The organism is Paludisphaera sp. (assembly GCF_037189885.1).
In the GTDB taxonomy this organism is placed as follows: Bacteria; Planctomycetota; Planctomycetia; order Isosphaerales; family Isosphaeraceae; genus Paludisphaera.
Genome location: NZ_JBBCIR010000023.1, coordinates 34,913 through 56,018, shown reverse-complemented (window position 1 = coordinate 56,018; position 21,106 = coordinate 34,913). Strand labels below are relative to the sequence as shown.

Annotated in this window: 20 protein-coding genes; 9 read left to right on the top strand and 11 right to left on the bottom strand. The window is 68.1% G+C overall.

The genetic code is table 11. From position 1 onward, the window contains the following. The first annotated feature begins 115 nt into the window (after positions 1–115). Complete coding sequence (locus WG209_RS09180) at positions 116–331, top strand: hypothetical protein (RefSeq protein ID WP_337174726.1); 216 nt, start codon at positions 116–118, stop codon at positions 329–331. 143 nt (positions 332–474) lie between these two features. Then, entirely contained in the window at positions 475–1,461 is a 987-nt protein-coding gene (locus tag WG209_RS09175; protein ID WP_337174725.1) for a carbohydrate kinase family protein, read from the top strand. A 79-nt stretch (positions 1,462–1,540) separates the two neighbouring features. Here WG209_RS09175 and WG209_RS09170 read toward each other — a convergent pair whose 3' ends face one another. Both WG209_RS09170 and WG209_RS09165 read right to left on the bottom strand, forming a co-directional pair. Next, a complete protein-coding gene (locus tag WG209_RS09170; protein WP_337174724.1) occupies positions 1,541–2,308 on the bottom strand; it encodes a DUF1194 domain-containing protein in 768 nt (255 codons plus the stop codon). A gap of 144 nt (positions 2,309–2,452) precedes the next feature. Then, a complete protein-coding gene (locus WG209_RS09165; protein ID WP_337174723.1) occupies positions 2,453–2,875 on the bottom strand; it encodes an archease in 423 nt (140 codons plus the stop codon). Here WG209_RS09165 and WG209_RS09160 point away from each other — a divergent pair. Beyond that, positions 2,849–3,256: a redoxin domain-containing protein gene (locus tag WG209_RS09160; protein ID WP_337174722.1), complete on the top strand. Its 408-nt coding sequence runs from the start codon at positions 2,849–2,851 to the stop codon at positions 3,254–3,256. The genes WG209_RS09165 and WG209_RS09160 overlap by 27 nt on opposite strands. A gap of 232 nt (positions 3,257–3,488) precedes the next feature. On the opposite strand, the gene WG209_RS09155 is transcribed toward WG209_RS09160, so the two are convergent. Together WG209_RS09155 and WG209_RS09150 are read right to left on the bottom strand one after the other, a co-directional pair. Next, positions 3,489–5,456: a hypothetical protein gene (locus WG209_RS09155; protein WP_337174721.1), complete on the bottom strand. Its 1,968-nt coding sequence runs from the start codon at positions 5,454–5,456 to the stop codon at positions 3,489–3,491. Positions 5,457–5,645: 189 nt separating this feature from the next. After that, entirely contained in the window at positions 5,646–5,924 is a 279-nt protein-coding gene (locus tag WG209_RS09150; RefSeq protein ID WP_337174720.1) for a hypothetical protein, read from the bottom strand. 176 nt (positions 5,925–6,100) lie between these two features. On the opposite strand from WG209_RS09150, the gene bcp reads away from it, so the two are divergent. Further along, positions 6,101–6,565 carry a thioredoxin-dependent thiol peroxidase gene (bcp, locus tag WG209_RS09145; protein WP_337174719.1) on the top strand — a complete coding sequence of 155 codons (465 nt, stop codon included), beginning with the start codon at positions 6,101–6,103 and terminating at the stop codon, positions 6,563–6,565. Between the two features lie 117 nt (positions 6,566–6,682). Here the strand turns inward: bcp and WG209_RS09140 are convergent, their stop codons facing one another. From WG209_RS09140 to WG209_RS09120, 5 genes are all read right to left on the bottom strand, one after another. Continuing rightward, positions 6,683–7,585: a heme-binding protein gene (locus tag WG209_RS09140; protein ID WP_337174718.1), complete on the bottom strand. Its 903-nt coding sequence runs from the start codon at positions 7,583–7,585 to the stop codon at positions 6,683–6,685. A gap of 812 nt (positions 7,586–8,397) precedes the next feature. Then, the gene (locus WG209_RS09135) at positions 8,398–9,102 is read right to left on the bottom strand and encodes a sigma-70 family RNA polymerase sigma factor (RefSeq protein WP_337174717.1); all 705 of its coding nucleotides are present in this window, start codon (positions 9,100–9,102) and stop codon (positions 8,398–8,400) included. Positions 9,103–9,327: 225 nt separating this feature from the next. Then, positions 9,328–10,284: a DUF1559 domain-containing protein gene (locus WG209_RS09130; RefSeq protein ID WP_337174716.1), complete on the bottom strand. Its 957-nt coding sequence runs from the start codon at positions 10,282–10,284 to the stop codon at positions 9,328–9,330. 118 nt (positions 10,285–10,402) lie between these two features. After that, positions 10,403–11,086, bottom strand: coding sequence for an MgtC/SapB family protein (locus WG209_RS09125; RefSeq protein ID WP_337174715.1), 684 nt, complete (start codon positions 11,084–11,086; stop codon positions 10,403–10,405). A 22-nt stretch (positions 11,087–11,108) separates the two neighbouring features. Then, positions 11,109–14,009 (bottom strand): RecQ family ATP-dependent DNA helicase, encoded by a 2,901-nt coding sequence (locus WG209_RS09120; RefSeq protein ID WP_337174714.1) that lies wholly within the window; start codon positions 14,007–14,009, stop codon positions 11,109–11,111. A gap of 741 nt (positions 14,010–14,750) precedes the next feature. Between WG209_RS09120 and WG209_RS09115 the strand changes: the two genes are divergently transcribed. Beyond that, entirely contained in the window at positions 14,751–14,951 is a 201-nt protein-coding gene (locus WG209_RS09115; RefSeq protein WP_337174713.1) for a hypothetical protein, read from the top strand. Positions 14,952–15,029: 78 nt separating this feature from the next. On the opposite strand, the gene WG209_RS09110 is transcribed toward WG209_RS09115, so the two are convergent. Both WG209_RS09110 and pyrE read right to left on the bottom strand, forming a co-directional pair. Further along, positions 15,030–15,707, bottom strand: a complete 678-nt coding sequence (locus WG209_RS09110) for a hypothetical protein (protein WP_337174712.1) — start codon at positions 15,705–15,707, stop codon at positions 15,030–15,032. Positions 15,708–15,737: 30 nt separating this feature from the next. Further along, a complete protein-coding gene (gene pyrE / locus WG209_RS09105) occupies positions 15,738–16,319 on the bottom strand; it encodes an orotate phosphoribosyltransferase (protein ID WP_337174711.1) in 582 nt (193 codons plus the stop codon). 188 nt (positions 16,320–16,507) lie between these two features. Here pyrE and WG209_RS09100 point away from each other — a divergent pair, with 188 nt between their 5' ends. From WG209_RS09100 to WG209_RS09085, 4 genes are all read left to right on the top strand, one after another. After that, on the top strand, positions 16,508–16,714 hold the full coding sequence (locus WG209_RS09100) for a hypothetical protein (protein WP_337174710.1): 207 nt from the start codon (positions 16,508–16,510) through the stop codon (positions 16,712–16,714). Between the two features lie 43 nt (positions 16,715–16,757). Then, positions 16,758–18,131 (top strand): phosphoglucosamine mutase, encoded by a 1,374-nt coding sequence (locus WG209_RS09095; RefSeq protein WP_337174709.1) that lies wholly within the window; start codon positions 16,758–16,760, stop codon positions 18,129–18,131. Next, positions 18,128–18,835, top strand: coding sequence for an HAD-IB family hydrolase (locus WG209_RS09090; protein WP_337174708.1), 708 nt, complete (start codon positions 18,128–18,130; stop codon positions 18,833–18,835). Before WG209_RS09095 ends, WG209_RS09090 begins: the two co-directional genes overlap by 4 nt. A 183-nt stretch (positions 18,836–19,018) precedes the next feature. After that, positions 19,019–21,052 carry a flagellar basal body P-ring protein FlgI gene (locus WG209_RS09085; protein WP_337174707.1) on the top strand — a complete coding sequence of 678 codons (2,034 nt, stop codon included), beginning with the start codon at positions 19,019–19,021 and terminating at the stop codon, positions 21,050–21,052. Positions 21,053–21,106 lie beyond the last annotated feature (54 nt).

The following is a 21,106-nucleotide window of genomic DNA, read 5'->3' as shown; positions in this document are numbered from 1 at the left end:
GTGGCCCGAAGGGCCGGATGAGGGGGGACCGACCGAGAGCCGGCGGGACCTCCTCTCATCCGGCCCTTGGATCATCTTGGCGATATCACGAGAAGGACGCCGGAGGCCGCCCGCCATGCTCGACCCACGACGGCGCGAGTTGCTGAGCGTCCTGGAGGAATTGAGCGAAGTTTGCCCCGAGTATCGACTCGGTCAGTTGATGGCCAATCTCGCCATGCTGGCCCGGGGCGACGAGGAAGGGGCGATCTGGAACCTGGAGGACGACGAACTCCTCCAGGCGGCCAGGAAGCTCCTCGCCGACGCCGGTGCCCGGCGGCAGCCGGTTGGATGATGGCGGCAACGGCGCGGCCCTGACGATCCGCGGTCGCCCGGCTCGCGCCTTGCTCCGCCCGCCCGCGCTGGTATGGTGGAGGCCGCCCGATGCGACGGGCGCGACGAGCCAGATCCGGTGACTTTCGCGGGGACCATCCAGCCGTGTCGACGCCTCCCTCTCCCTCCTCCCGCCCGCCGGTCATCTCGGCGGGGATGGTCCTGGTCGATCACCTGACGCCCCCGATCCCCCGGCTGCCGCGCGCGGGGGAGCTGATCGCGGTGGACGAACTTCCCCTGAACATCGGCGGCGGCGCGGCGAACACCAGCATGGCGCTGGGGCGGCTGGGGGTGCCGGTCTCGGTCTCGGCCCGGATCGGCGACGACGCCTTCGGCAGGTTCATCGTCGAGTCGCTGCGGTCCGGCGGCGTCGGGACCGAGTTCATCACGACCGACCCCAAGTTGCCGACCAGCCAGACCCTCATCGTCAACGTCCAGGGCGAGGACCGTCGTTTCATCCACACCCTGGGCGCCAACCGCGGCTACGTCGCGGCCGACATGGACGAGGCGATCTCCACCCCGCCGAAGGTCCTGCACATCGGCTACTTCCTGATCCTCCCCCAGCTCGACGGCGCCGAGCTGGCCCGGCGGTTCGACCGCGTGCGGAAGGCGGGCGGCCACACCGTCCTCGACGTCGTCACCCCCGGCGAGGGGAACTACGTCGAGCCGCTGAAGCAGGTGCTCCCCCACACCGACGTCTTCAAGCCCAACACCGACGAGGCCGCCCTGATCCTGGGCGAGCACGACCCGATCCGCCAGGCCCGCGCCTTCCGCGAGATGGGCGCCCGCCGCGTGGTGATCACGATGGGCGACGGCGGCCTGGTCTCGCTGTCCGACGAGAACGAGGTCCGCATGGGGGCCTTCCCCGTCCCGTTCGTCGACGGCACCGGCGGCGGTGACGCCTTCAACGCCGGCTACATCGTCGGCCTGCTGGAAGGCAAGTCCGAGATGGAATGCCTCACCCTCGCCAGCGCCGTCGGCGCCAGCTGCGTCCGCGAGGTCGGCGCCACCCCCGGCGTCTTCCGCCGCCACGAGGCCGACGAATTCCTCGCCCGCCACGAGATCCCGATCGAGCGGATCCAACGCGTCTGAACGAGCCGAGGCATCGCCTTCGGAGGGATACCCGGCCCGCGTCGACACACGCGGGCCGGAAACGCCCCACGCGCCGGCGTCAGGCCCCGAGGGCGAGCCGTCGCCGCGCCTTCGCGCCCGCCGCCGTCGCCAGGGCCAGGCCGATCGTCGCCATGACGATCGAGGAGGGCTCCGGCACCACCACCGACCCGATCTCGATCTCCAGCTTGCGATAGATCGCCTGCTCGAAGAGGTCGAACGTGTCGACGCGGAGCACGAAGGCGTCGTCGCCGTGCATCACGTTGTCGCGATAGAAATTCGCGATCGTCGCGGTGCCGATCGCCAGCCCGTTGATCCGATCGACCCCCAGGGCCGCCAGGCGATCGCGGGCGGCGCGCGTGGTGGTGGCGTTCGAGGTGCCGTCGCCCGAGACGTCGACCATCAGGTTGTCGCTAGGATCGTCGAGGCCGTCGAACAGCGTCCACGCCTGATCGAGGCCGAGGTCGATCCTGGTCCCGCTGCCGACGCCCGAGCGGCCCACCTGCCGGAAGGCGGACGCGAAGGCCAGCGAGTCCGCCTCGCTCGTGAGCGGGGTCCAGTCGATCGCCGTCCTGGCCGAGGTGGCGAACACGACGACCGCGAGCCGCAGGCCCCCGGACGGCGCCGCCGATCGGACCAGGTCCAGGATCTGCTGGGATTCGAAGGCGCTCGCGTAGGCCTCTCGCTGCAGCGTGAACTCGCTGTTCGAGATGCTGCCGGACCCGTCGAGCACCAGCACCAGATCCAGCAGCGACCCCGCCCGCGCCGCGACGCCGTTCAGGACCGCGATCAAGACCGCCGCCATCGCGGCCTTCCTCGTGAATTTCATCAGGTTCAACGCTCTCGCTTCCAGGGATCAGGAGGGAAGCGTCGCGGCCACCGCGACGCCCGCGCCATTCCGCCAACGGCAGCGCGCCAACATCATAGCGGTGACTCCCCCACACGCAACATTAGATATACCCCGAGTATGTTGTCAGATGTCCACGATTACTTCGGCTCGCCAGCCGTCGCCGGCGCGCTCCACGACCACGGCGTGGTGGGTGGCCGCCTTGACCTCGTGGTCCAGGACGTGGCGCTCGGCGTCCATCGGCTCGCCGGCGATCGACCCGCGGAGCGATCGGCCGTCGGCGGCGACCGTCACGTCGAACCGCGCGTAGAGCGCGTGGCGGGTCTCGACGCGGAAAATCAGCTCGTTGAGCCAGTCGACCAGGAGCTGCTCGGGCGAGTCGGCCGACAGCTCGACGGGCTCGTCCTCGCGCGGCTCGATCGTCGAGCGGTCCGCGGTCACGACGTCGAAAAGCCCCTCGGCCGCCGTCCGGAACAGGTCCGACAGGTCGCCCGCCTCGATGCGCAGGCCCAGGTCGGCCGTATGGTCGAAGACTTCCACGCGCCCCACGTCCACCCTCCTCTCGACGGTTCGCATCGCCCCGATTACAACCGGACATCCGCCCCGCCCCGTCCCGTCCCGGCGCGGGGCCGCTTCCCAATCGGAGCCGCCGCGATGCTCGAACCCGGAACGCCCGCCCCCGACTTCACCCTGCCCGACCAGTCCGGCCGGGAGACGACCCTCTCAAGCCTGAAAGGTTCGCCCGTCGTCCTCTATTTCTACCCGGTAGAGGGCTGTGGTGACGATCCCGGGCGGTTGCGGCTCTTGCGGTTGGAGTGCGGTGAAGGGCCGGGGGATGCCTTCCCTGTGGGAGCGGGCGAAGCATTTCACGAGGGCGATGGCCCGGGGTGCGAGGAGCGGGTTCGAGATCCTGGGCGAGGGGGAGGTTAAGGCCCAGCTGGTGATTTGCAAGGGTTGTCCGTTCTTGCACCCCAGCGGCACCTGTGCCAAGCGTGGCTGCCCGGTGGCTAGGAAGGCTCTCCTGCCCTCGGAGTTCTGCGACGACGACAGGTGGCGGAGGGTGGATAAGGAGGTAGATGAAGCGGCAACCACGGCACCGGCGAATTGACCCTCACGGACGGCACAATCGCTATGAGGCGATTTGTATGTAAGCCCCAAATATTTAGTCGTCCTCGTCCTTACGAGGTTGTGAGGCGCGTTCGTAAACGCCGCGTATGCTGGCTTGGAGAGCGGTGTGAATATCGCTCCACAATCGTGATGCGTCCGCGTCTTGCAGACTTTCGCTGCAATCATTTAGGTATTGTAGAAACACTTTCGCTCTCTCGACGCGGTGGAGAATTGATAGATCGTCCTTGATCTTGGATCGTGCGCGGTCCGACGTGATCGGGGTGTCGACCACCACGGCGTCTAGATATTCGAATGTTTTTGCCAAGTTGGTTGCTGTGTATCGGCCCAAGTCCGTTACGCGGACCTCCTCTAAAGCGATCTTTTTCTCGTCTTCGTCAGGTATCCTCGCCTCCAAGCATTTCTTGCCGTGCAGAGCCTTCACGGTTTCCATTGCGTGGACATCGGAATAGCCCATCTGGCAGAGATAGTTTGAGACATCCTCAACCGAGCAGTAGCCTCTGCGGGACCCTTCTTGGCTCGCCCGAATCAGAAAGTTGATGCCAAGAAGTCTTGAGAAGTGTTCCATCGGGTCCGCGTGATGTATGTCGTACAGGTTGATGAAGATTGATTTTCGCGGGTCGTAGTGAAAGCTGTTTATGAGCAATAGCGCCCTTAACGCCTCGTGGTCTGCTATCGTGTATAGTTCGTCCGGTTTGGCGTCAAGCTTCTTTAGAATCTTTTTCGTGTTGAAGTGGCTGCTAGTGAGCATGGTCTCGACCGAGTTGAGAAGTCGTCGTATGTTTCCATTGCAAGTAGCCTCGAACAGGGCTATCAGCTTCTTGTTTTTACCAAATGAATACTCGCAAGTCTCCAGGAATCGCGCTGCACGAGGCAAGTCCATTGCCAATCCAGCTCCAAGCATTGCGGCTCTTTCTTCATTCCCGGGGATGGACTCGCCCCCCGCGATCCGCTTCGCAAACTTGAATCTTCGCTTCAACACGGCCGAAACTTTTGGAGACGGGACGGTAATGGCCTTAGGTGCCAGGGAGTCTAGAACTCCTCCCTCCCTTGACAAATAGAAAGTGCTTGGGCGTAGGCAGACGAATACGAGGCAACCCCAATCGCGAGCCATGGCCGAAGCCCGGAGGAACGCCTCCTCTTGTATCTGGTCGTTACGCCGATCAAGGTTGTCGAAGAAAATAGCAATCGAGTAGTTGCGTCCTTTGCGCAGGTGTCTGAAGACCTTGCTGAGATAGTTGTGTCTGTTCGACTGGAGTGATTTTATATGTTCTACTTCAATGTCTTTGTACTCTGGAGTACCCAGCTCATATCTCTTGGCTTCGGTAGTTTCCTTGAATCGATTGATGTCGTACGCCAGGACGCTTCTGGCAAAGCTGTCTTTCATAATATCTATTGGAGGATCTAAGGCTAGAAGCTGTAACTCAACTTGCTCGAAGCAGTAGTCGCCCACCTCGCTCTTGTCACCTGGGCGATGGACGAAGTCGAATTGAATTTGAAGGTACTTTTTGAGGACTTCTACCGCCTTGACGAGTCTCAGATACTTTAGAAATGTGGACTTGCCGTGCCCTATGCGGCCAAGGACGACTACAGGCTTCTCGGGTGAATAGCCCGCCACAAGGTTAGGCAAATTCTTGGCATCCATAGCCTGATTGGATTGCAACTCGTCAGACTGTTGCCGCAATTCCAATAGTTCCTTGGCGATCAATAGCGTGTCTTCCGACGTCTCCGGGATGACATAGCATTCCTCCAGAAAGTGCTTGGTCTCCTGGCGGTTGACCTCTTCCCATAAGATGTGCAGTATGAGGCTTAGGTCGTTTATTATGATATTGCGGTCGGCGGGGGCCGGGTAGTTCCTGATTTGGGTCGAAAGCTTGGCTGGTGCTGGAGCCTTTCTGGTCTCGAGCAATTCCGCCGCAGGAGCGTTCGTGTAGATGGCCTCGGGGCTAAAGCATCGCCAAAACTGAGAGAACCTCGCCTTGATCGCATCGTAGGATTCGAACACAAACACTGATCGGCTGCTCAGTGGTTGGTTTGCGACGAAGCTGAGAGCCAGGATCCATTGGTGGCCGTTGCTAATGCAGACGTATCTCGATCCGTGAATGGTAGAGTAGGTTACCGCTTGGATGAGCGCGGCTTCAGCCTCTTTGCATTCATTCGCGATCAGGCTGAACGAATACGGCCTGGTCGAGTATTAGCGGTCGGGTAGTAGGAACGTCTCTCCGTTTTTCTTTGCTTCAAGTACAAGCGGAGTCATAGAGTCGCGCTTGAACACATAGTCGGCATACCCTTGAAGACGACAGTATTTCTCTGTCTCTACTTTATTCTTATCCCAACCCAGAACATCGAACAGTAGCGTGTCGATAGCTCTCATCCGAGTCGTATCTTCGTTCGCCTCTTCGGCCCCTCGGATGATTGCCTCGTTTGCAAGCAAATTGTCAAAGCCCTTGTCAATCTCCCATCGTCCGTACACGGTCAGGGCTCCTATTCCGGATTTAGTTTCGACTTAAATAAGCTCAGGAGAGGCCGGCCCAAACTTTGGCAGAAATCGGACTGGATGAACTTCGTTGTGTCGACTATTAGAGAGTCTACGATCAGAATCCCAGACTATTATACAGACGCATAGACGATGCCAACAAGGGACTGCAAATGGTTCTCGAAGGGCAGCAGGCACCTGACTTCTCACTTCCTGATCAGGACGGCGACGAGGTCAAGCTGTCGGACCTGAAAGGTTCGCCAGTCGTCCTCTATTTCTACCCGAAGGACGACACGTCCGGCTGCACCAAGCAGGCGTGCGCGTTCCGCGACGGCTTCCCGGACTTCCAGGCCGTGGGGGCGGTGGTGCTGGGTGTCAGCCCGGACTCGGCGGCCTCGCATGCCAAGTTCATCGCCAAGCACGAACTCCCGTTCACGCTGCTGGCCGACGTCGACAAGACGGTCTGCGAGGCCTACGGCGTGTGGAAGGAGAAGAGCATGTACGGGCGCAAGTACATGGGGGTGGAGCGGACGACCTACATCATCGACCGCGAGGGCAACGTCGCCCGGGTGTTCCCCAAGGTCAAGGTCCCCGGCCACGCCGACGCCGTGCTGGAAGCCGTCCGCGCCCTCGACTGACGGGGAACGCTCGCCGGGGCTCCCGAATCGCCGGAACCGAAAGGCCGGGCGGCGGATCACGATGACGTGATCACGCCCCCGGCCGAGGGATGCCGATGGTCGCCCGGCCCCCGTAGGTCACTCCGCCGGCTCGCCCGGTTTGGCCGGCTCGATGGGGAACTGGACCTCGAAGAACTTCCGCTTCTCCGGGGCGTACGGGCTGTTGTAGATCAGCGTGCGGACGGGTCCCGAGGCGCGGTACTCGTCGGCGTGGGAGGCCAACCAGGCTTCGAGGCGTCCCCTGGCCTCCTCGACGCGCTCATCGGTCGCGGTGCCGCGGAGGCCGAGGGTCACCGCGGTCAGTTCGCCGACGTCCTGAACCTTGACCTGGTCGCCGCCGAGCGTCCCTTGTTTGGTGTTCTCGTAGAGGAAGCTCATGGCGACCTTGCGCGGGCCTTGCTCCCCCTCCTTCTTCTCGCCTTCGGCCCGCCCCTCGTCCGGGGCGTAGTTCATCTTCACCGGGACGGTCATGCTGATCCCCTTCGTGGTGATGTGGCCGAAGAGCCGCATGAACGCGCCGTTGTCGCCGGCATCGCGGATCTCGGCCCTGGCCGAGCGGTAGACGGGGTACTTCTGGATCGTGATCTCGCCCAGCGGCGGGGGATCCGGGAAGCCTTCCGGGAGCGGCGACTCCTTCAGGATCTCGAACTCCAGGATCTCCACGGCCTCGCCGACCGCCCGCCGCCAGGCCTCGGCGAGTTGGTCGGCCTGGGATTCCGGCGATTCCGCCGGCCCGCGCAGGGCCTCGACCGCCAGCATGTTCTCGGGACGCCCCTTCGACGCCGCCTCGGCGGCCCGGCGGAGGATCTCGACCTTCTCCCCCGGCGCTTCCGCCCGGCCCGCCTCTTCGAGCCCCTTCTTCAGCACTTCCGCCGCCGCCGCCCGGGTGAGAGTCGCGGGGGCGTCGTCGGCCGTGCCCGGGGCCTCAGCCCCAACGATGACCGCGAAACCGACCGCGACCGCGCCTAGCGCTGGGAACATTCGGATCTCCTGGTTGGATGTGGGCGTCGCGTGGGAGTACGAATCTCCGCCGCGACACGGGGATTGATCGTCCGCCTCGCCCCAAATTCGAAAGCAAATGGCGGTCCCATGAATGGGGGCGTGTACGGGAAATGGCGAACGCGAACGCGCGGCGTGGAAGCATCGCCTCCGGTCCGGAAAAAAATCCAGAAACCTGAAATCGCGGAGCGGCCCACGCGGATCGTCCCCATGTCGGCTTGATCCTTGGCAAATCGATCTCGGTGGAGCGAAAGCTCCAGGCAGGCTCGCGCGAGCCTCGAATCCCCTTGCCCCCGAACGTCATCTCCCCAGCCGGGAGGGCGTGGCGTGGAGGGCCGCTTCATCCACCGGTCAGGCGGTAGCCCCCGGGCGGATGGCGTAAGCTGGACCCCGGCCCAGCCTATGGGCCGAGCCCTGGCGGGATGCGGGATGTTCGTCCGAAATGACGAACGAAGCCAACGGGTTCTCGTTGCAACGCCTTGCGGCGAGACTGGTTGCGAAGCGTGCCGGGGTGGTCGCCGCGCGCGAACGAAGCCACGCGGCGATGCCCTCGCGGCAAGTAGCGCCCATCAGGGGCCAACGGCGTGAAGGCTCCCTGGCCGGGGTCGCGTCCTGGCAGGGGAACCTGATGTCGATTGGCCCAGGTTGGCTCGCCGCGGACGCGCGAAAACAACATCGCAATTGACGAACGAAGCCAACTCCTGGTCGCGGTAAATGCGTGTTGCGAAAGGGGCTTGCGTCGATAACGCGTTGCGCCCGCGATGACGAACGAAGCCAGGACGGAGCCGGCGTGATCAGGCGGTCTCGCGACGGTCGGAGGAGCCGGCGGCGCGGGCCTGGGTCTCGGCGAAGGCGTCGAATTCGTGGCCGGCGCGGAGGTGCTGCTCCAGCTTGCGGAGGGCCTTGTACTTCTCGTCGCTGACCCGGTTGACGGGGATGCCGAGGTCGGCGCCGATCTCCGGGACGGACCAGCCGCGCATCCAGAGTTCGACGATCCGGTCCTGCCGCTCCGAGAGGACGGCGCGGCGGGCGGCTTCCAGGATCTCGCCGAGTTCGAGCTGCTCGCGATGGCGTTGGTCGGCGTCGGGGGCCGGGAGCGCGAGGGCGTCGATGGGCTGATACTTCCGGGCGCGCTGGACGCGCTTCCGCACCATGTCGATCGCCCGGACGAGTTCCCGGCGCTCGGGGGTGTCGTCGGAGAGGACCTGGGCCAGGTCGAGCTGGCCGTCGCGGGCCTTGGTGAGCAGCCGGCAGCAGACTTCCTGGGTGCAGTCGTCCCAGACCCGGGGGTCGAGGCGGGCATTCCGCCAGCAGACCGTGCAGTAGCGCTGGATGTCGCGGACCAGGTCCGATTCCGACGCCTGCGCCGTCAGCGCGGCGAGGCCGATCACCAGGGCCATCGCGGCCGGGCCGGCCTTGTATCCCCGGCCTCGGGCCCCCTGCGCCGCCTCGCCGGCGGGATGGGGCGTGGACGCCTTGTCCGTCGTGTGTTCCTTCATATGGCTGCCGACTCGCGCTTCCTGGGAGGTGGGCGGAAGGTCAACGTCCCTACTGCTGGTAAGGACGATTGTCCGGCCGATCCTCGCCGGAAATCAACCCGTCATCTCGCGATTCACGCCGAATGCTACCCAACCCCAGGCCGGATCGCAAGTTGAATCCGGCGCGCGCGACGGGTCGGCGGGTCGTCCCGACAGGGACGCGGCCGGAGCCGATGATGTCGGAGATCAGTCGGCCCCGGAGACGACCTCGCCGCCGGATCGGGTCGCCATGGCACGCCAGGCGGCCGGGTCGATCGAGTCCTTCACGAACGCGGCGCTCCCGTCGGCCTTCAGGAGATTGACGCCGCCGGGATGGAAGCTACTGGCCGTCATCGCGTTGGGCGGGATCGATGGATGGTCCTTCTGGCAGGACGGGAGGTTGGGCGTCAGCAGATGGTCGTAGGAGGAGTACTCCCCGCGGAGCAAGTACACCTGACCCTTGAACACCATCGACACCGGCTCCATGCCCTCCAGGATTCGACAACGGAGCGCGAACTCATCCGGCGTTCGCGGTGGGATTGGCGCGGGCGGGTTCGTCACTGGCGAGTAATAGTAGTTCCGACGCGCCTCCCCCGGAGGATGCGTGCCGACCAGGAACTCCGAGGCGGCGGCGGTGTTTCCGAGGCCATCGATGATTTCCGCATGAGAGGTCCAGACGACCCGGAACGGCGGATTTGTGAATACGCCGGCCGATCGTCCGTCGCCATCGCAGCCGGGGTAGCTGAAGAGCGACCCCCGGGATTCGGGATCCGACGGACAATGGAAAGCTCCCCAATCCAACAGCTCGGCCGTCGTGTTGGATTCGAAGGGGACGTCCATGGCGAAATTGAAGGCGTTGTAGCTTGGCACGTCGTGGAACATCACGAAGTTGCGATACAAGTCCCATTTGCCGGGGAAGCGGCCCGCCTGCTCGACGTACAGGTGCATGGCGAGGCCCAACTGCCGCAGGTTGTTGGTGCATTGCACCCTACGGGCCGCCTCGCGGGCCGACTGGACGGCGGGGAGGATCAGAGCGAGCAGCAGGCCGATGATCGAGGCGACGACCAGCAACTCGATCAGGGTGAAGGCCTTCCGGGGGCCGCGACGCCGGGGCCGCGTTGGGGAGGAGCCCGGCGAACGCGATCGAGTGGGGTATGGGTCCATCGCCGGCCCCTCGTGATGGAGAAGATCATGCCCGGAGCCGAACGGCCCGGCCTGTGGCATCGACATGAACCTAACGCCGGCGCGCGAGACGATCAAGCAGTGGGCATGACCCGCCCGGTCACGTCCGGCTCGCTTCGTAGGAGACTTCAAGGATGCCCTCGTCGGCCTGGAGGCGGGCGGCGAGGGCCAGCAGATCGGCGTCCGACACGCCGGTCACGGTCGCGTCGATCCGGCGCGTCCCCGGGACGTCGCCGGCGGAGAAGCGAACGGCCGGCAGCGCCAGCCCGCGGCGGGTGAGTTCGTCGCCGATCAGCCGCTCGGCGGCCTGGCCGTCCACCACCACCATCGATAGCGTCCGGGGCGCGACGGCCCGGACGGCGAAGGCGTCCTCGACCTTCCTCACGGCGGTCAGGGTCAGCAGGATGAGCGCGGTGGACGCGGCGGCCGCCGCGTACAGCCCGCCGCCGGCGGCCAGGCCGACCGCCGCGACGGCCCAGACGCTCGCGGCCGTGGTCAGGCCGACCACCACGTCCTTGCGACGGACGATGGCGCCCGCCCCCAGGAAGCCGATGCCGCTGACCACCTGGGCGGCGACCCGGGAGGGGTCGAGGTCGACCGTCCCGGGGCGCAGGGAGTCGTCGAAGCCGTGGGCCGAGACGATCATGAACAGGCTGGCCCCCAGGGAGACGAGCATGTGCGTGCGCAGCCCCGCCGCCTTGTCCGCGCGGTGCCGCTCCAGCCCCACCAGGCCGCCCAGCGTCGCGGCCGTCGTCAGTCGAATCGCCAGATCCGCCGTCGTCATCTTCGATCCTCTCGGGGCCTCGTCACCCCGCCCGGCAGGCGCGAAACAGGGGCCACAGGTGGAGGCGATCGGCGGGGCCCTCGGGGGCCTCGCCTTCCGGGTGGGTCGCCAGCCAGGCGTCCCACGCCGCGGCCAAGTCCGGCGGCGCGACGGCCGCCGCGTCCAGCGCCTTCCCCCGGCGCAGCATCCAGAGGAGGTGCCGGACCACGACCGCCGGCTCCAGCCCGCGGATCGCCCCGGCCTCGTCGATGGTGAAACCTCGGTCGATCAGCCGCCAGGTCCATTCTTCCGTCGATACATGGCCCGACGTCGACGTGGGAGTGGGAGTGGGAACGGACGCCGCCGGCTTCGGCTTCGGGGGGGCCGGTTGCGGGGCCTCGACGGCGCTCACCGCGGGGGCCGGCTCGGCCTTCGCGGGGGCCGGCTTCGGGGGCGTGGCCTTCGGGGGCTCGGGCGTCGGGGCCTCGACCGGCGGGGCCGCGTGTCGGGGGGCCGGCTCGGCGACGGGGAGGCCGGCGACGGCGGCGAGGATGGCGTCGCCGTAGCGCTCGATCCGGGCGCGGCCCAGCCCCTTGACGTCGCCCAGCTCGGCGGGGGTCGCGGGCTTCTGGCGGACGATGGCCTCCATCGTCTGGTTCGAGAAGACGCAGTAGGCGGGCTGGTTGGCCTCGCGGGCCCACTGCTGGCGGAGCCCCTTGAGCCGTTCCCAGAGCGGGTCGCCCCCCAGGTCGGACGGCTCCCCCCCCTCGCCGGGGGCCCTGGCGTCGGCCCTCCCCTTCGCGCCGTGGACCGAGGCGAACTTGCGGGCGACGTCGCGCGGGAGGTCCAGGCTCAGGGGCGGGGCTTCGCGGTCCCTGAGCCAGGCCCAACCGGCCTCGCTCAGCGCGACGACCGGCTTGAAGTCCCCCACCGACTGGCTCTCCACCATGCCGGCGGTGACCAGGGCGTCGATCAGGCATCCGATATCGCGGTGGGTCAGGCCGCTGTTCCGCAGGATGCCGTAGGTGCTCAGGTTTTGCAGGCCGCCGCGGCTCATCTTCTCGGAGTCCGACCCGGCGAGCATCTGGGCGACGGTCGTCTTGCCGAACCGCCCCTTGGCGCGGGCGACCCCGGAGAGGACCTTCTGGATCGTCTCGCGGGCCTCGGGGGCGTCGATCGTCGTGGCGTCGACGCCGACGCCCGCCCCGGGGGCGTCGGAACGGCAGTTGTCGCAGCCTCCGCACTGCTCGGAGAGGCTCGCCTTCTCGCCGAAGTAGCTGAGGATCAGCGACCGCCGGCAGATCGGGCTCATCGCGTACTGCGTCATCCGGTCGAGCTTCTCGTACTCGTGCCGCTTGCGGGCGTCGAGCCGGCGGAAGTCGATCTCCAGGTCGCGCGCCTTGCGCGTACGGTCGACGACCCGCAACGCGTTGCCGCGGAACGGCGGGACGTGGACGATCGGCAGTTCCGCCGTCAGGCCCTTCACCGCCCGGTTGAACGCCTGTCGGTCGATCCCCAGCGCGGCGGCCACCTCGTCGGGGCGGAAATAGCAGGGCTCGCCGGCGCGGCCACGGGCCAGCGCCTCAAGCGCCGCGAGCACCGCTCGCTTCACGGGAGCCTGGGGGCTGACGCGATCGACCAGGCTCCCCTCCGCCTCGTCCGCCTCAAGATTGAAGCGGATGATCGCCATGTTCTCGCGGGGGGAGAATTTCTCCACGGCCCCGCAGTCGTCCAGGATTTTCAGGGCCGCCCCGACTCCCGATTCCTTCAGGTCGGCACCGGAAAGTTCCTGGATCTGGGCGATGGTCAACTCGATTGGGTCGTCGTCGAGTGAGCGGAGATATTCATAGAGACGATGGACGTCCTGCCGGGGGGGAAATTCGTTCTCGATGAACATCTCCTGGAGCCGGCGGTCCCCGCCGGAATACAGCAGGACGCAGACCGAGGGCTCGCCGTCGCGGCCCGCGCGGCCGGCTTCCTGGTAGTAGGCCTCGATGGTGCCCGGCATGTTGAAGTGGATCACCGAGCGGATATCGGGCTTGTCCACCCCCATGCCGAAGGCGTTGGTCGCCACCACGACCTCGGCCTCGCCGCTCATGAACTCGTCCTGGGCGCGGGCGCGGGCGTCGCGGTCCAGGCCGGCGTGGTAGACGACGACCTCGCGGCGCAGCTCCTTGGCGACGTGCGCCGCGACGCTCTCGCAGCGGGCGCGGCTGGAGGCGTAGATCACCGACGGCCCCGGGTTCTGTTCCAGGATCCGGCCGAGGGCCTCCAGCTTGGCGTCGTCGCGGTTGGTCCGCATGACGACGTAGCGGAGGTTGGGACGGTCGAAGCCCGTGACGAACAGCCGGGGGTCGAGCAGGCCCAGTTGCTCGGCGACGTCGCGCTGGACGACGTCGGTGGCGGTGGCGGTCAGCGCGACGCAGGGGGGCGAGCCGATCCGCCGGCGGGCCTCGCCGAGCCGGGCGTAATCGGGGCGGAAGTCGTGCCCCCACTGGCTGATGCAGTGGGCCTCGTCGATCGCCATGAGCGCCGGTCGGACCCGCTGGAGCATCGCCGTGAACCGGCCGCTTCGGAACCGTTCCGGGGCGACGTAGACCAGGTCATAGAGGCCGGACTCGATCTCGGCCATGCGCCTGGCCTGCTCGGCCGGGTCGATCGAGCTGTTCAGCAGCGTGGCGCGGAGGCCGCGCTGGGTGAGGGCGTCGACCTGGTCCTTCATCAGGGCGATGAGCGGGCTGACGACCAGCGCCACGCCGGGCAGGACCACGGCGGGGAGCTGGTAGCAGAGGCTCTTGCCGCCGCCGGTGGGCATGACGCAGAGGACGTCGCGGCCGGCCAGAACGGCCTCGATGACGTCGCGCTGGCCGGGGCGGAAGTCGCTCAGGCCGAAGCGGTCGCGCAGCGCCCCGTCGATATCCACCGTGTCGTCCACGAGAGCCATGCGCGCCGCGCCTCCCCTCCGATCGCGAACCTCCCGGCCCGGTGGCCCTCTGTACCATTATAATCGCCCAGGCCCTCGCCGCACCCCCCCAGGCTTCCGCCGGAGGGGACGAATCGGGCCGAGCCGATCATGAAGAGAACATCAGGATTGTGATGTTTTTTTATTTGACAAGCGCGATCTTGGGAAGTAACCTCTGGCTTCGGATTTTCGAGGGTCGCCCCACGGTCCCCTACGAATCAAGAATCGGACCTAACTGCTTCACTTTTAGGCGCGGTATTTGCGGTTTGCCTCGGCACCTCTGTTAGGAGTCGCCGAGGACGCCGAAGATGTCTGACCTGGCGCGAGCCCCGACCGAAAACAACCCTGGATCCGTGGTGATGTCCCTTCACGTCGAATCGCATCCTCGCCCGCCGGCGGCGACGCAGGCCCCTCGGGGGCCCCAGGCAAGGAGGTTGGCCCATGCGACCCCTAGGATGGCGAAAGCACCACTCTCCCGCTGTTGAAGACCTCTCCTCCGCCCCGTGTCGAACCCTCCCCGTATCGGCACCCCTCGCTCGCGTCTGAGCGTCGCATGGGAGCCGATGCCGTCGACTCGCGGTGGATTACGACAGGATGACGCGGCCGGCTTCCGGATCGCTCCTCCGACCGACACCCACACATGATGGCCGCCGATGCCGGCGGGCCCGGATCATTTTGACACATGCCTTTGATTCACAGAGATTTAGGATGACAGGTCCAGACATGAACTTCAATTCGGCCTCCCGCCACGAGTCGTTGGGATCGGGCCATCAGCACGACGCCCTGGAATCGCTGGAATCGCGGCTCTGGGACCGCGCCCGTCGCAACCTGCGGCTGCTCTACAACGGCGGGGGCCTCGCCCCGGTCGTCGCCGCCGACGCCAGGGCCGCCGTCGCTCCCCTCGCCGTGAAGGCCAAGGCCTGACCCTCCCCGCCCCGCGTCAGGGGACGGACGTCCTCGCCCCTCTCCTTCACACACGCACGAAAGCCGGCGCAACGTCGCTCACGTCACCATGGCGACGCAGGATCGCGCCGTGTAAATGTAAGAATTTCCCCGCTTCGCCACGGGCTCGGCCGCGCCGGCCTGGCGGAGGCAGTAGGCGACGCGCTGCGCGAACGGGCGAGAGGTGCCCAATTCCCGTGCAAGGTCCGCCGTGGAAAAGGGCTCGTCTCGAGGAAAATTCGGCGGGATCAAGAGCCAGAGATCGTCGGCCGATCCGACCGTCGTCGATTCCACGACCTCGACGAGGCGGCGGTCCGTGACCGAGTAGCCCGGGCGGCGACGCCGAGTGACCCGGATCTCCTCGGCAACCACCCCGACGATCTCGACGGTCAGGTTCGGGTCCGGGATCAACGACGCGAGGCCGACCAGGTCGTCGAAGGCCTCGATCAGCGAGCCGCGCCGCGGGCTTCGGCGTCGCGAGAGGGTGGGGCCGTCGGCGGTGGCGCGTCGGGAGACGATCCGGCTCAGCACGATCGGCTTGACGACCCGGATCGCATGCCGGGGGAGCAACCGCCGCAGCTTCGGCGCGAGCGCGCCGAGGCCGGCGGACTGGACCTCGACGAGCGTCCCGTCGGCCGCGATCGCGTCGATCCGGAAGCCGTCGACCGCGACCTCGCAACGGCCCCCCGCCCCGGGGCCGAAGCGCTCCTTCAGGTCGCGGTGCAGGCTGGATTCCATCCCGTGGGGCCGTCCATGTCTTGGCGAGGGTCAGAGGCGCTCGAGGGGCTCGACGCCGAGGTCGCGGATCGTGAGCAGGCGGTGGAACTCCAGGCCGCGCGCCTCGAAGGCTTCGTGAGCGCCCTCGAGGCGGTCGAGCACGGCGACGACCACGGCGACCTTGCAGCCCATCGCCTCCACGGCCTCGACCGCCTTGAGCGAGGAGCCGCCGGTGGTCGCGACGTCGTCGACGATCGCCACGGTGGAGCCCGGCTCCAGCGGGCCTTCCACCTGGTTGCCGGTGCCGTGGCCCTTGGCCTGCTTGCGGACCAGGAAGCCCTTGAGCGTCCCCATGCCGAAGCCGTTCGCCAGCGCCAGCGAGGCGCCGACGATCGGGTCGGCGCCGAGGGTCAGCCCGCCGACGGCGGCGATCCCCGGGCGTCCCCACAGGATCGAGAGGACGCCGCGGCCGATCAGCCGGGCCCCCTCGGCGGAGAGGGTCACCTTGCGGCCGTCGATGTAGTAGTGCGACCTTCGCCCGCTGGCAAGGGTGAACTGGCCGAGGCGCAGGGAGTCTCGCTTGAGAAGCTCGACGAGCGCTTCGCGGTGCTCGTCGTTCCATTCCACGGCCATGACTGCGGGTCCTTTCGATCGATGCGGCGTCTTGGGGGTCGGGCCGTCCAGGCTAACAACCCGGGGCCGCCGTTCCAAGGGGCAGCGTTCCCCTTGACACCATCGCCGGCCGGGGGCATCCTTCCGACTTGAGCCGATCTGGCCGATTTTTTTTCGACGCCGGCTCGGCGCTCTCAAGGAGGAGAGACATGATGACGCGCTTCGCCGTCGAGTCGGGGCGGGTGGACGAGTGCGTGGGCCTGATGGCCCGGGCCGCCGCGAGGCCGGTCGTGGAGGGGGCGCTGGACCGCTGCCTGGAGGACGTGGACGTCCTCCGACGCCAGGAGCGGATCACGCCCGAGCAGCGGGAAGCCATCCGGCTGATCCTGCTGGGCATCGGCCTGCTCGCGGCCTGACCGGGGCGCGGGCCGCCGCGAACAAGGGAAGGACGGACGGGTCGTGAAGGGAACGCGGATCGCGAGCGTCTCGGGCATCCGGGGATGGGTGGGGGACGGGCTCGACCCGGCCGCCGCCCTGGAATTCGCCGCCGCCTACGCCGCCGGCTGCGCGCCGGGGCCGATCGTGCTGAGCCACGACGGCCGCCGCACCGCGCCGGTGTTCGAGGCGGCGGTGGCGGCCGGGCTGGCCGGCTCGGGGCGCGAGGTCTTGAAGGTCGGCGCGACCGCCACGCCCACCGTCGGCGTCCTCGTCCGCGAGCTGAAGGCGGCCGGCGGGGCGCAGATCTCGGCCTCGCACAACCCGCCGGAGTACAACGGCCTGAAGTTCTTCCAGCCGGCCGGCATGGTCCTCGGCCCCGACGAGGGCCGCGCCATGCTCGACCGCTGGACGCGCAAGGACTTCTCCTGGGCCCCGTTCGACGGCCTGGGCCGGATCCGGCCGCTCGACGACCCCGACGCCATCCACCTTGGGCGCGTGCTCGCGGTCGTCGACGTCGAGGCGATCCGCGCGCGGAAGTTCACCGTGGCGCTCGACGCCTGCCACGGCGCCGGAGGCCGGATGGGGCGGGAGCTGCTCCGCCAGTTGGGCTGCCGCGCGATCGTCCTGGGGGGGGAGCCCGACGGCCTCTACGACCACACCCCCGAGCCGACCGAGAAGAACCTGGCCGATTTCGCCAGGGTCGTCCCCGCCGTCGGCGCCGCCGTCGGGTTCGCGCAGGACCCCGACGCCGACCGCCTGGCGCTGATCGACGAGAACGGCCGCTACATCGGCGAGGAGCTGACGCTCGGCCTGGCGGCGCTGCGGCGGCTGGGCCAGCGGACCGGCCCGGTCGTCCTGAACCTCTCGACCTCCATGACGACCGAGGCCCTGGCGCGAGAGCGCGGCTGCCCGGTGGTCCGCACCCCGGTGGGGGAGATCCACGTCGTCCGCGGCATGCTGGCCGAGGGGGCGGTGATCGGCGGCGAGGGGAACGGCGGGGTGATCGACCCGCGCGTCGGCCTGGTGCGCGACAGCTTCGTCGGCATGGCGCTGGTGCTCGACCTGCTGGCCTCCGGGCCGGCGTCGAAGCCGCTCTCGGCGTGGGTGGACGAGCTGCCCCGGTTCGCGATGGTCAAGGACCAGTTCCCGCTGCCGCCGGGCCTCGGGGCCGACGGGGTGGCGCGGCTCTGGGACCGGGTCGCCGCCGGGTTCGCCGGGGCCGAGGCCGACCGTCGCGACGGCCTGCGGCTGTCGTGGGGGGACCGCTGGGCCCACGTCCGCGCCAGCAACACCGAGCCGATCGTCCGCGTGATCGCGGAGGGCCCCGACGCGGCCATCGCCCGCGCGCTGGCCGACGACCTGGGCCGCCGCGTCGCGGAGGAAGCCCGATCATGACCGACGTCGGCGGTTGGCCGCGATTCGACCGGGCTCCGTCGGTCGCGTTCATCGACGTCGACGGGACGTTGCTGGCGGAGACCACGACGTACCTCTTCGCCCGGATCCTGATGCGGCGGGGGCTGCTACGCCGCTCGTCGCTCCTGCGCGCGCTGTATCACGGGCTCCAGCATCGCTTCGGCCGGCTGGACTATGGCGCGCTGATCGCCTACGGGCTCAAGTGCATCGCGACGATCCCGGTCGTGGAGCTGGAGCGGATCGCCTACGAGAACTTCGCGGAGCACGTCAGGCCGCGGCTCTACCCGGGGGTGGTCGACCACTTCAACGCCCTGCGCGCCATGGGGACGCCCCTGGTGCTGGTCTCGTCGTCGCCGGGCCTGGTGATCGAGCCCTTGCGGATCTACCTGGGCTGCGCCGACAGCCTGACGACGAAGGTGGTGATCAGCCGGGGCCGGCTGGTGGGCATCGGCCACGGCCCCCCCTGCTACGGAGAGGGGAAGCTGTTCTGGGCCGAGGAGTGGGCGGGCCGCCACGGGCTGGCGATGTCCGAGGCCGTCGCCTACGCCGACAACTGGAGCGACCGCGCCCTGCTGGGGCGCGTGGGCCGGGCGGTGGTCGTCCACCCCGGCAAGCGGCTGGCTCGGCTGGCGCGCGAGCGCGGGTGGGACGTGGCGAGGCCGGGGAAACCCCCGAGCTCGGCTTGACGGGCGGGCGGGCTCGCCATAGAGTCCGCCCGAACGCGGGTTCGGCCTGGACCCGCTCCGCCCCGGCCACAGGACGTGGGAGGGCGGGCGACCGATTGATCGTTCGCGAGCGACCGCCCTCGCTCATCTCTTCGGGGGCGGTCCGGGGGTTCTCCCCGTCGCGGTAGGCAAGGAGGCAGGTCCATGCGGCGGACAGTCCCCGGGCGTTCCTGGGCGTTGGGAATATCGGTCGCGCTGGCGGCCGCGGCGATCGGGGCCGGTCCGTTGCCGGGCCCCCTGGGCAAGAAGAACACCGCGGAGAAGGCCGCGCCCAAGGCCGAGGAATCGGTCGGCGACCTGGCGGACGTCTTCCAGAACGGCGAGACCGTCGTGGAGGGGGTGGGCCTGGTCTCGAACCTCAACGGGACCGGCGGCGACGCCCCCGACTCCTGGTATCGCAAGCAGCTCCTCGACGAGATGAGCAAGGCGGGCGTCGAGCAGCCGGCGAGATACCTGGAGAACAAGTCGTTCGCCATGGTGATCGTCAAGATGCGGATCCCCACCGGCGCCACGCCGCGCGACCGCTTCGACGTCGACCTGGAGTTGCCGCCGGCCAGCGCCGTCAAGAGCCTCGCCGGGGGCTTCCTGATGCCCACCCGCTTGCGCACCGTGATGGTGGCCGGCGGCGGGCCGAAGACCGGCAGCGACATGGGGATCGCCGGCGGGCCGATCATGATCGGCGACGCCAAGGATCCGACCAACGGCAAGGTCGGGCGCGTCCTCGGCGGCGGCCGGCCTCGGAAGGAGCAGCCCTATCAGCTCCTGCTGAAGGGGGATCGCCGGTTCATCCGCAACGCCGGGATGATCGAGAAGGTCGTCAACGCGCGGTTCAACAAGAGCGTCCACGGCCAGAAGAAGGGCGCCGCCACCGCCAAGACCGACGCCTACCTGGAGCTGCGCGTCCCGGAGGTCTACCACCAGAACCAGGAGCGCTACTTCCGCGTCGTCCAGCTCCTGCCGATGGTCGACACCCCGGAGCTGCGCGAGGCGCGGGTCGCGGCGACCGCCCGCGAGCTGCTCGACCCGAAGACCTCCGGCGTCGCCGCCCTGAAGCTGGAGGCCCTGGGGGCCTCGACCGCCGACCACCTGGCGGCCGGCCTCAAGAGCGAGGACGCCGACGTCCGGTTCTTCGCCGCGGAGGCCCTGGCCTACCTGAACGAGCCGGCGGGCGTCGAGGTGCTCGGCGAGACCGCGATCAAGCAGCCCAAGTATCGGGCCTACGCCCTGGCGGCCCTGGCCGCCATGGAGGACTTCTCGGCCCGCGCGCGGCTCCGTCGCCTGATGGACGAGCCCGACATCGAGGTCCGCTACGGCGCCTTCAACGCCCTGCGGACGCTCGACCCGACCGACGCCATGCTCGGCCAGGTCCGGATCCTCGACGACCCCGCCGGTGATGAGGAGGACGACGCCCCCGACGGCATGGCGATCGCCCTGGCCTCGCGCCCCCGCGCCCGCGTCGCCGACCCGTTCTCGCTGTACATCGTCGAGACCGAGGGGCCGGCCGTGGTCCACGTCTCGCGCTCTCGGCGGTCGGAGATCGTCGTCTTCGGCCGGGGCCAGTACCTGGAGCCCCCCCTCGTGCTCGGCCAGGGGGACATCCTCCTGAACGCCGCCGACAAGGACGACTCCGTGGACATCTCCAAGATCGTCCCCAGCGAGTTCGGCGAGCGGGACGTGAAGCTCCGGTCCTCCCTGGAGCTGGGCGACGTGATCCGGAGCGTGGCCCGCCTGGGCGCCACCTACCCCGACATCGTCGCGATCATCGAGGCGGCCGACCGCCAGAAGAACCTGCCGGGGCCCCTCTTCGTGGACTCGGTCCCCCAGGCCAACATGCAGTATCTCAACAAGGCCATCCTGGGGTCGGACGATCCCCCCAAGCGCGACGACGAGGTGAAGACGGCCTCCGGCTCGTTCCTCCGCCGGATCTTCACGCGGGGCCGATCCGAGCCCGCCCCCCGACCCGTCGCCGAGGAGGTCCGAGGCGACACGCCGGCCGACGACGAGCCCGAGTCGCCCGAGGCGGCCGACGACGAGCCGAAGGGGGCCGACGAGCCGACCGCGGCCGAGCCGGCGGCCAAGAAGGACGACGCGATCCGGAAGACCTCCGGCGACGCCCCCGTCGCCGGCGAAGCCCGGCGCCGCCCCCGCCTGCTCGACGCCTTCCGCCGCGCCGAGTGACACTCCTCCCATGCCGCGCCGGGGGGTGCGTCCCATCCCCGGCGCGGGACCGTT

Excerpts from the sequence above, each read along its gene's own strand:
- WG209_RS09090 (WP_337174708.1), top strand. The coding sequence starts at position 18,128 with ATGACCGACGTCGGCGGTTGGCCGCGATTCGACCGGGCTCCGTCGGTC.
- WG209_RS09110 (WP_337174712.1), bottom strand. The coding sequence starts at position 15,707 with ATGGAATCCAGCCTGCACCGCGACCTGAAGGAGCGCTTCGGCCCCGGG.
- pyrE (WP_337174711.1), bottom strand. The coding sequence starts at position 16,319 with ATGGCCGTGGAATGGAACGACGAGCACCGCGAAGCGCTCGTCGAGCTT.
- WG209_RS09135 (WP_337174717.1), bottom strand. The coding sequence starts at position 9,102 with ATGAAGGAACACACGACGGACAAGGCGTCCACGCCCCATCCCGCCGGC.
- WG209_RS09100 (WP_337174710.1), top strand. The coding sequence starts at position 16,508 with ATGATGACGCGCTTCGCCGTCGAGTCGGGGCGGGTGGACGAGTGCGTG.
- WG209_RS09140 (WP_337174718.1), bottom strand. The coding sequence starts at position 7,585 with ATGTTCCCAGCGCTAGGCGCGGTCGCGGTCGGTTTCGCGGTCATCGTT.
- WG209_RS09130 (WP_337174716.1), bottom strand. The coding sequence starts at position 10,284 with ATGGACCCATACCCCACTCGATCGCGTTCGCCGGGCTCCTCCCCAACG.
- WG209_RS09160 (WP_337174722.1), top strand. The coding sequence starts at position 2,849 with ATGGTCGAAGACTTCCACGCGCCCCACGTCCACCCTCCTCTCGACGGT.
- WG209_RS09115 (WP_337174713.1), top strand. The coding sequence starts at position 14,751 with ATGAACTTCAATTCGGCCTCCCGCCACGAGTCGTTGGGATCGGGCCAT.
- WG209_RS09120 (WP_337174714.1), bottom strand. The coding sequence starts at position 14,009 with ATGGCTCTCGTGGACGACACGGTGGATATCGACGGGGCGCTGCGCGAC.
- WG209_RS09085 (WP_337174707.1), top strand. The coding sequence starts at position 19,019 with ATGCGGCGGACAGTCCCCGGGCGTTCCTGGGCGTTGGGAATATCGGTC.
- WG209_RS09125 (WP_337174715.1), bottom strand. The coding sequence starts at position 11,086 with ATGACGACGGCGGATCTGGCGATTCGACTGACGACGGCCGCGACGCTG.
- WG209_RS09180 (WP_337174726.1), top strand. The coding sequence starts at position 116 with ATGCTCGACCCACGACGGCGCGAGTTGCTGAGCGTCCTGGAGGAATTG.
- bcp (WP_337174719.1), top strand. The coding sequence starts at position 6,101 with ATGGTTCTCGAAGGGCAGCAGGCACCTGACTTCTCACTTCCTGATCAG.
- WG209_RS09170 (WP_337174724.1), bottom strand. The coding sequence starts at position 2,308 with ATGAAATTCACGAGGAAGGCCGCGATGGCGGCGGTCTTGATCGCGGTC.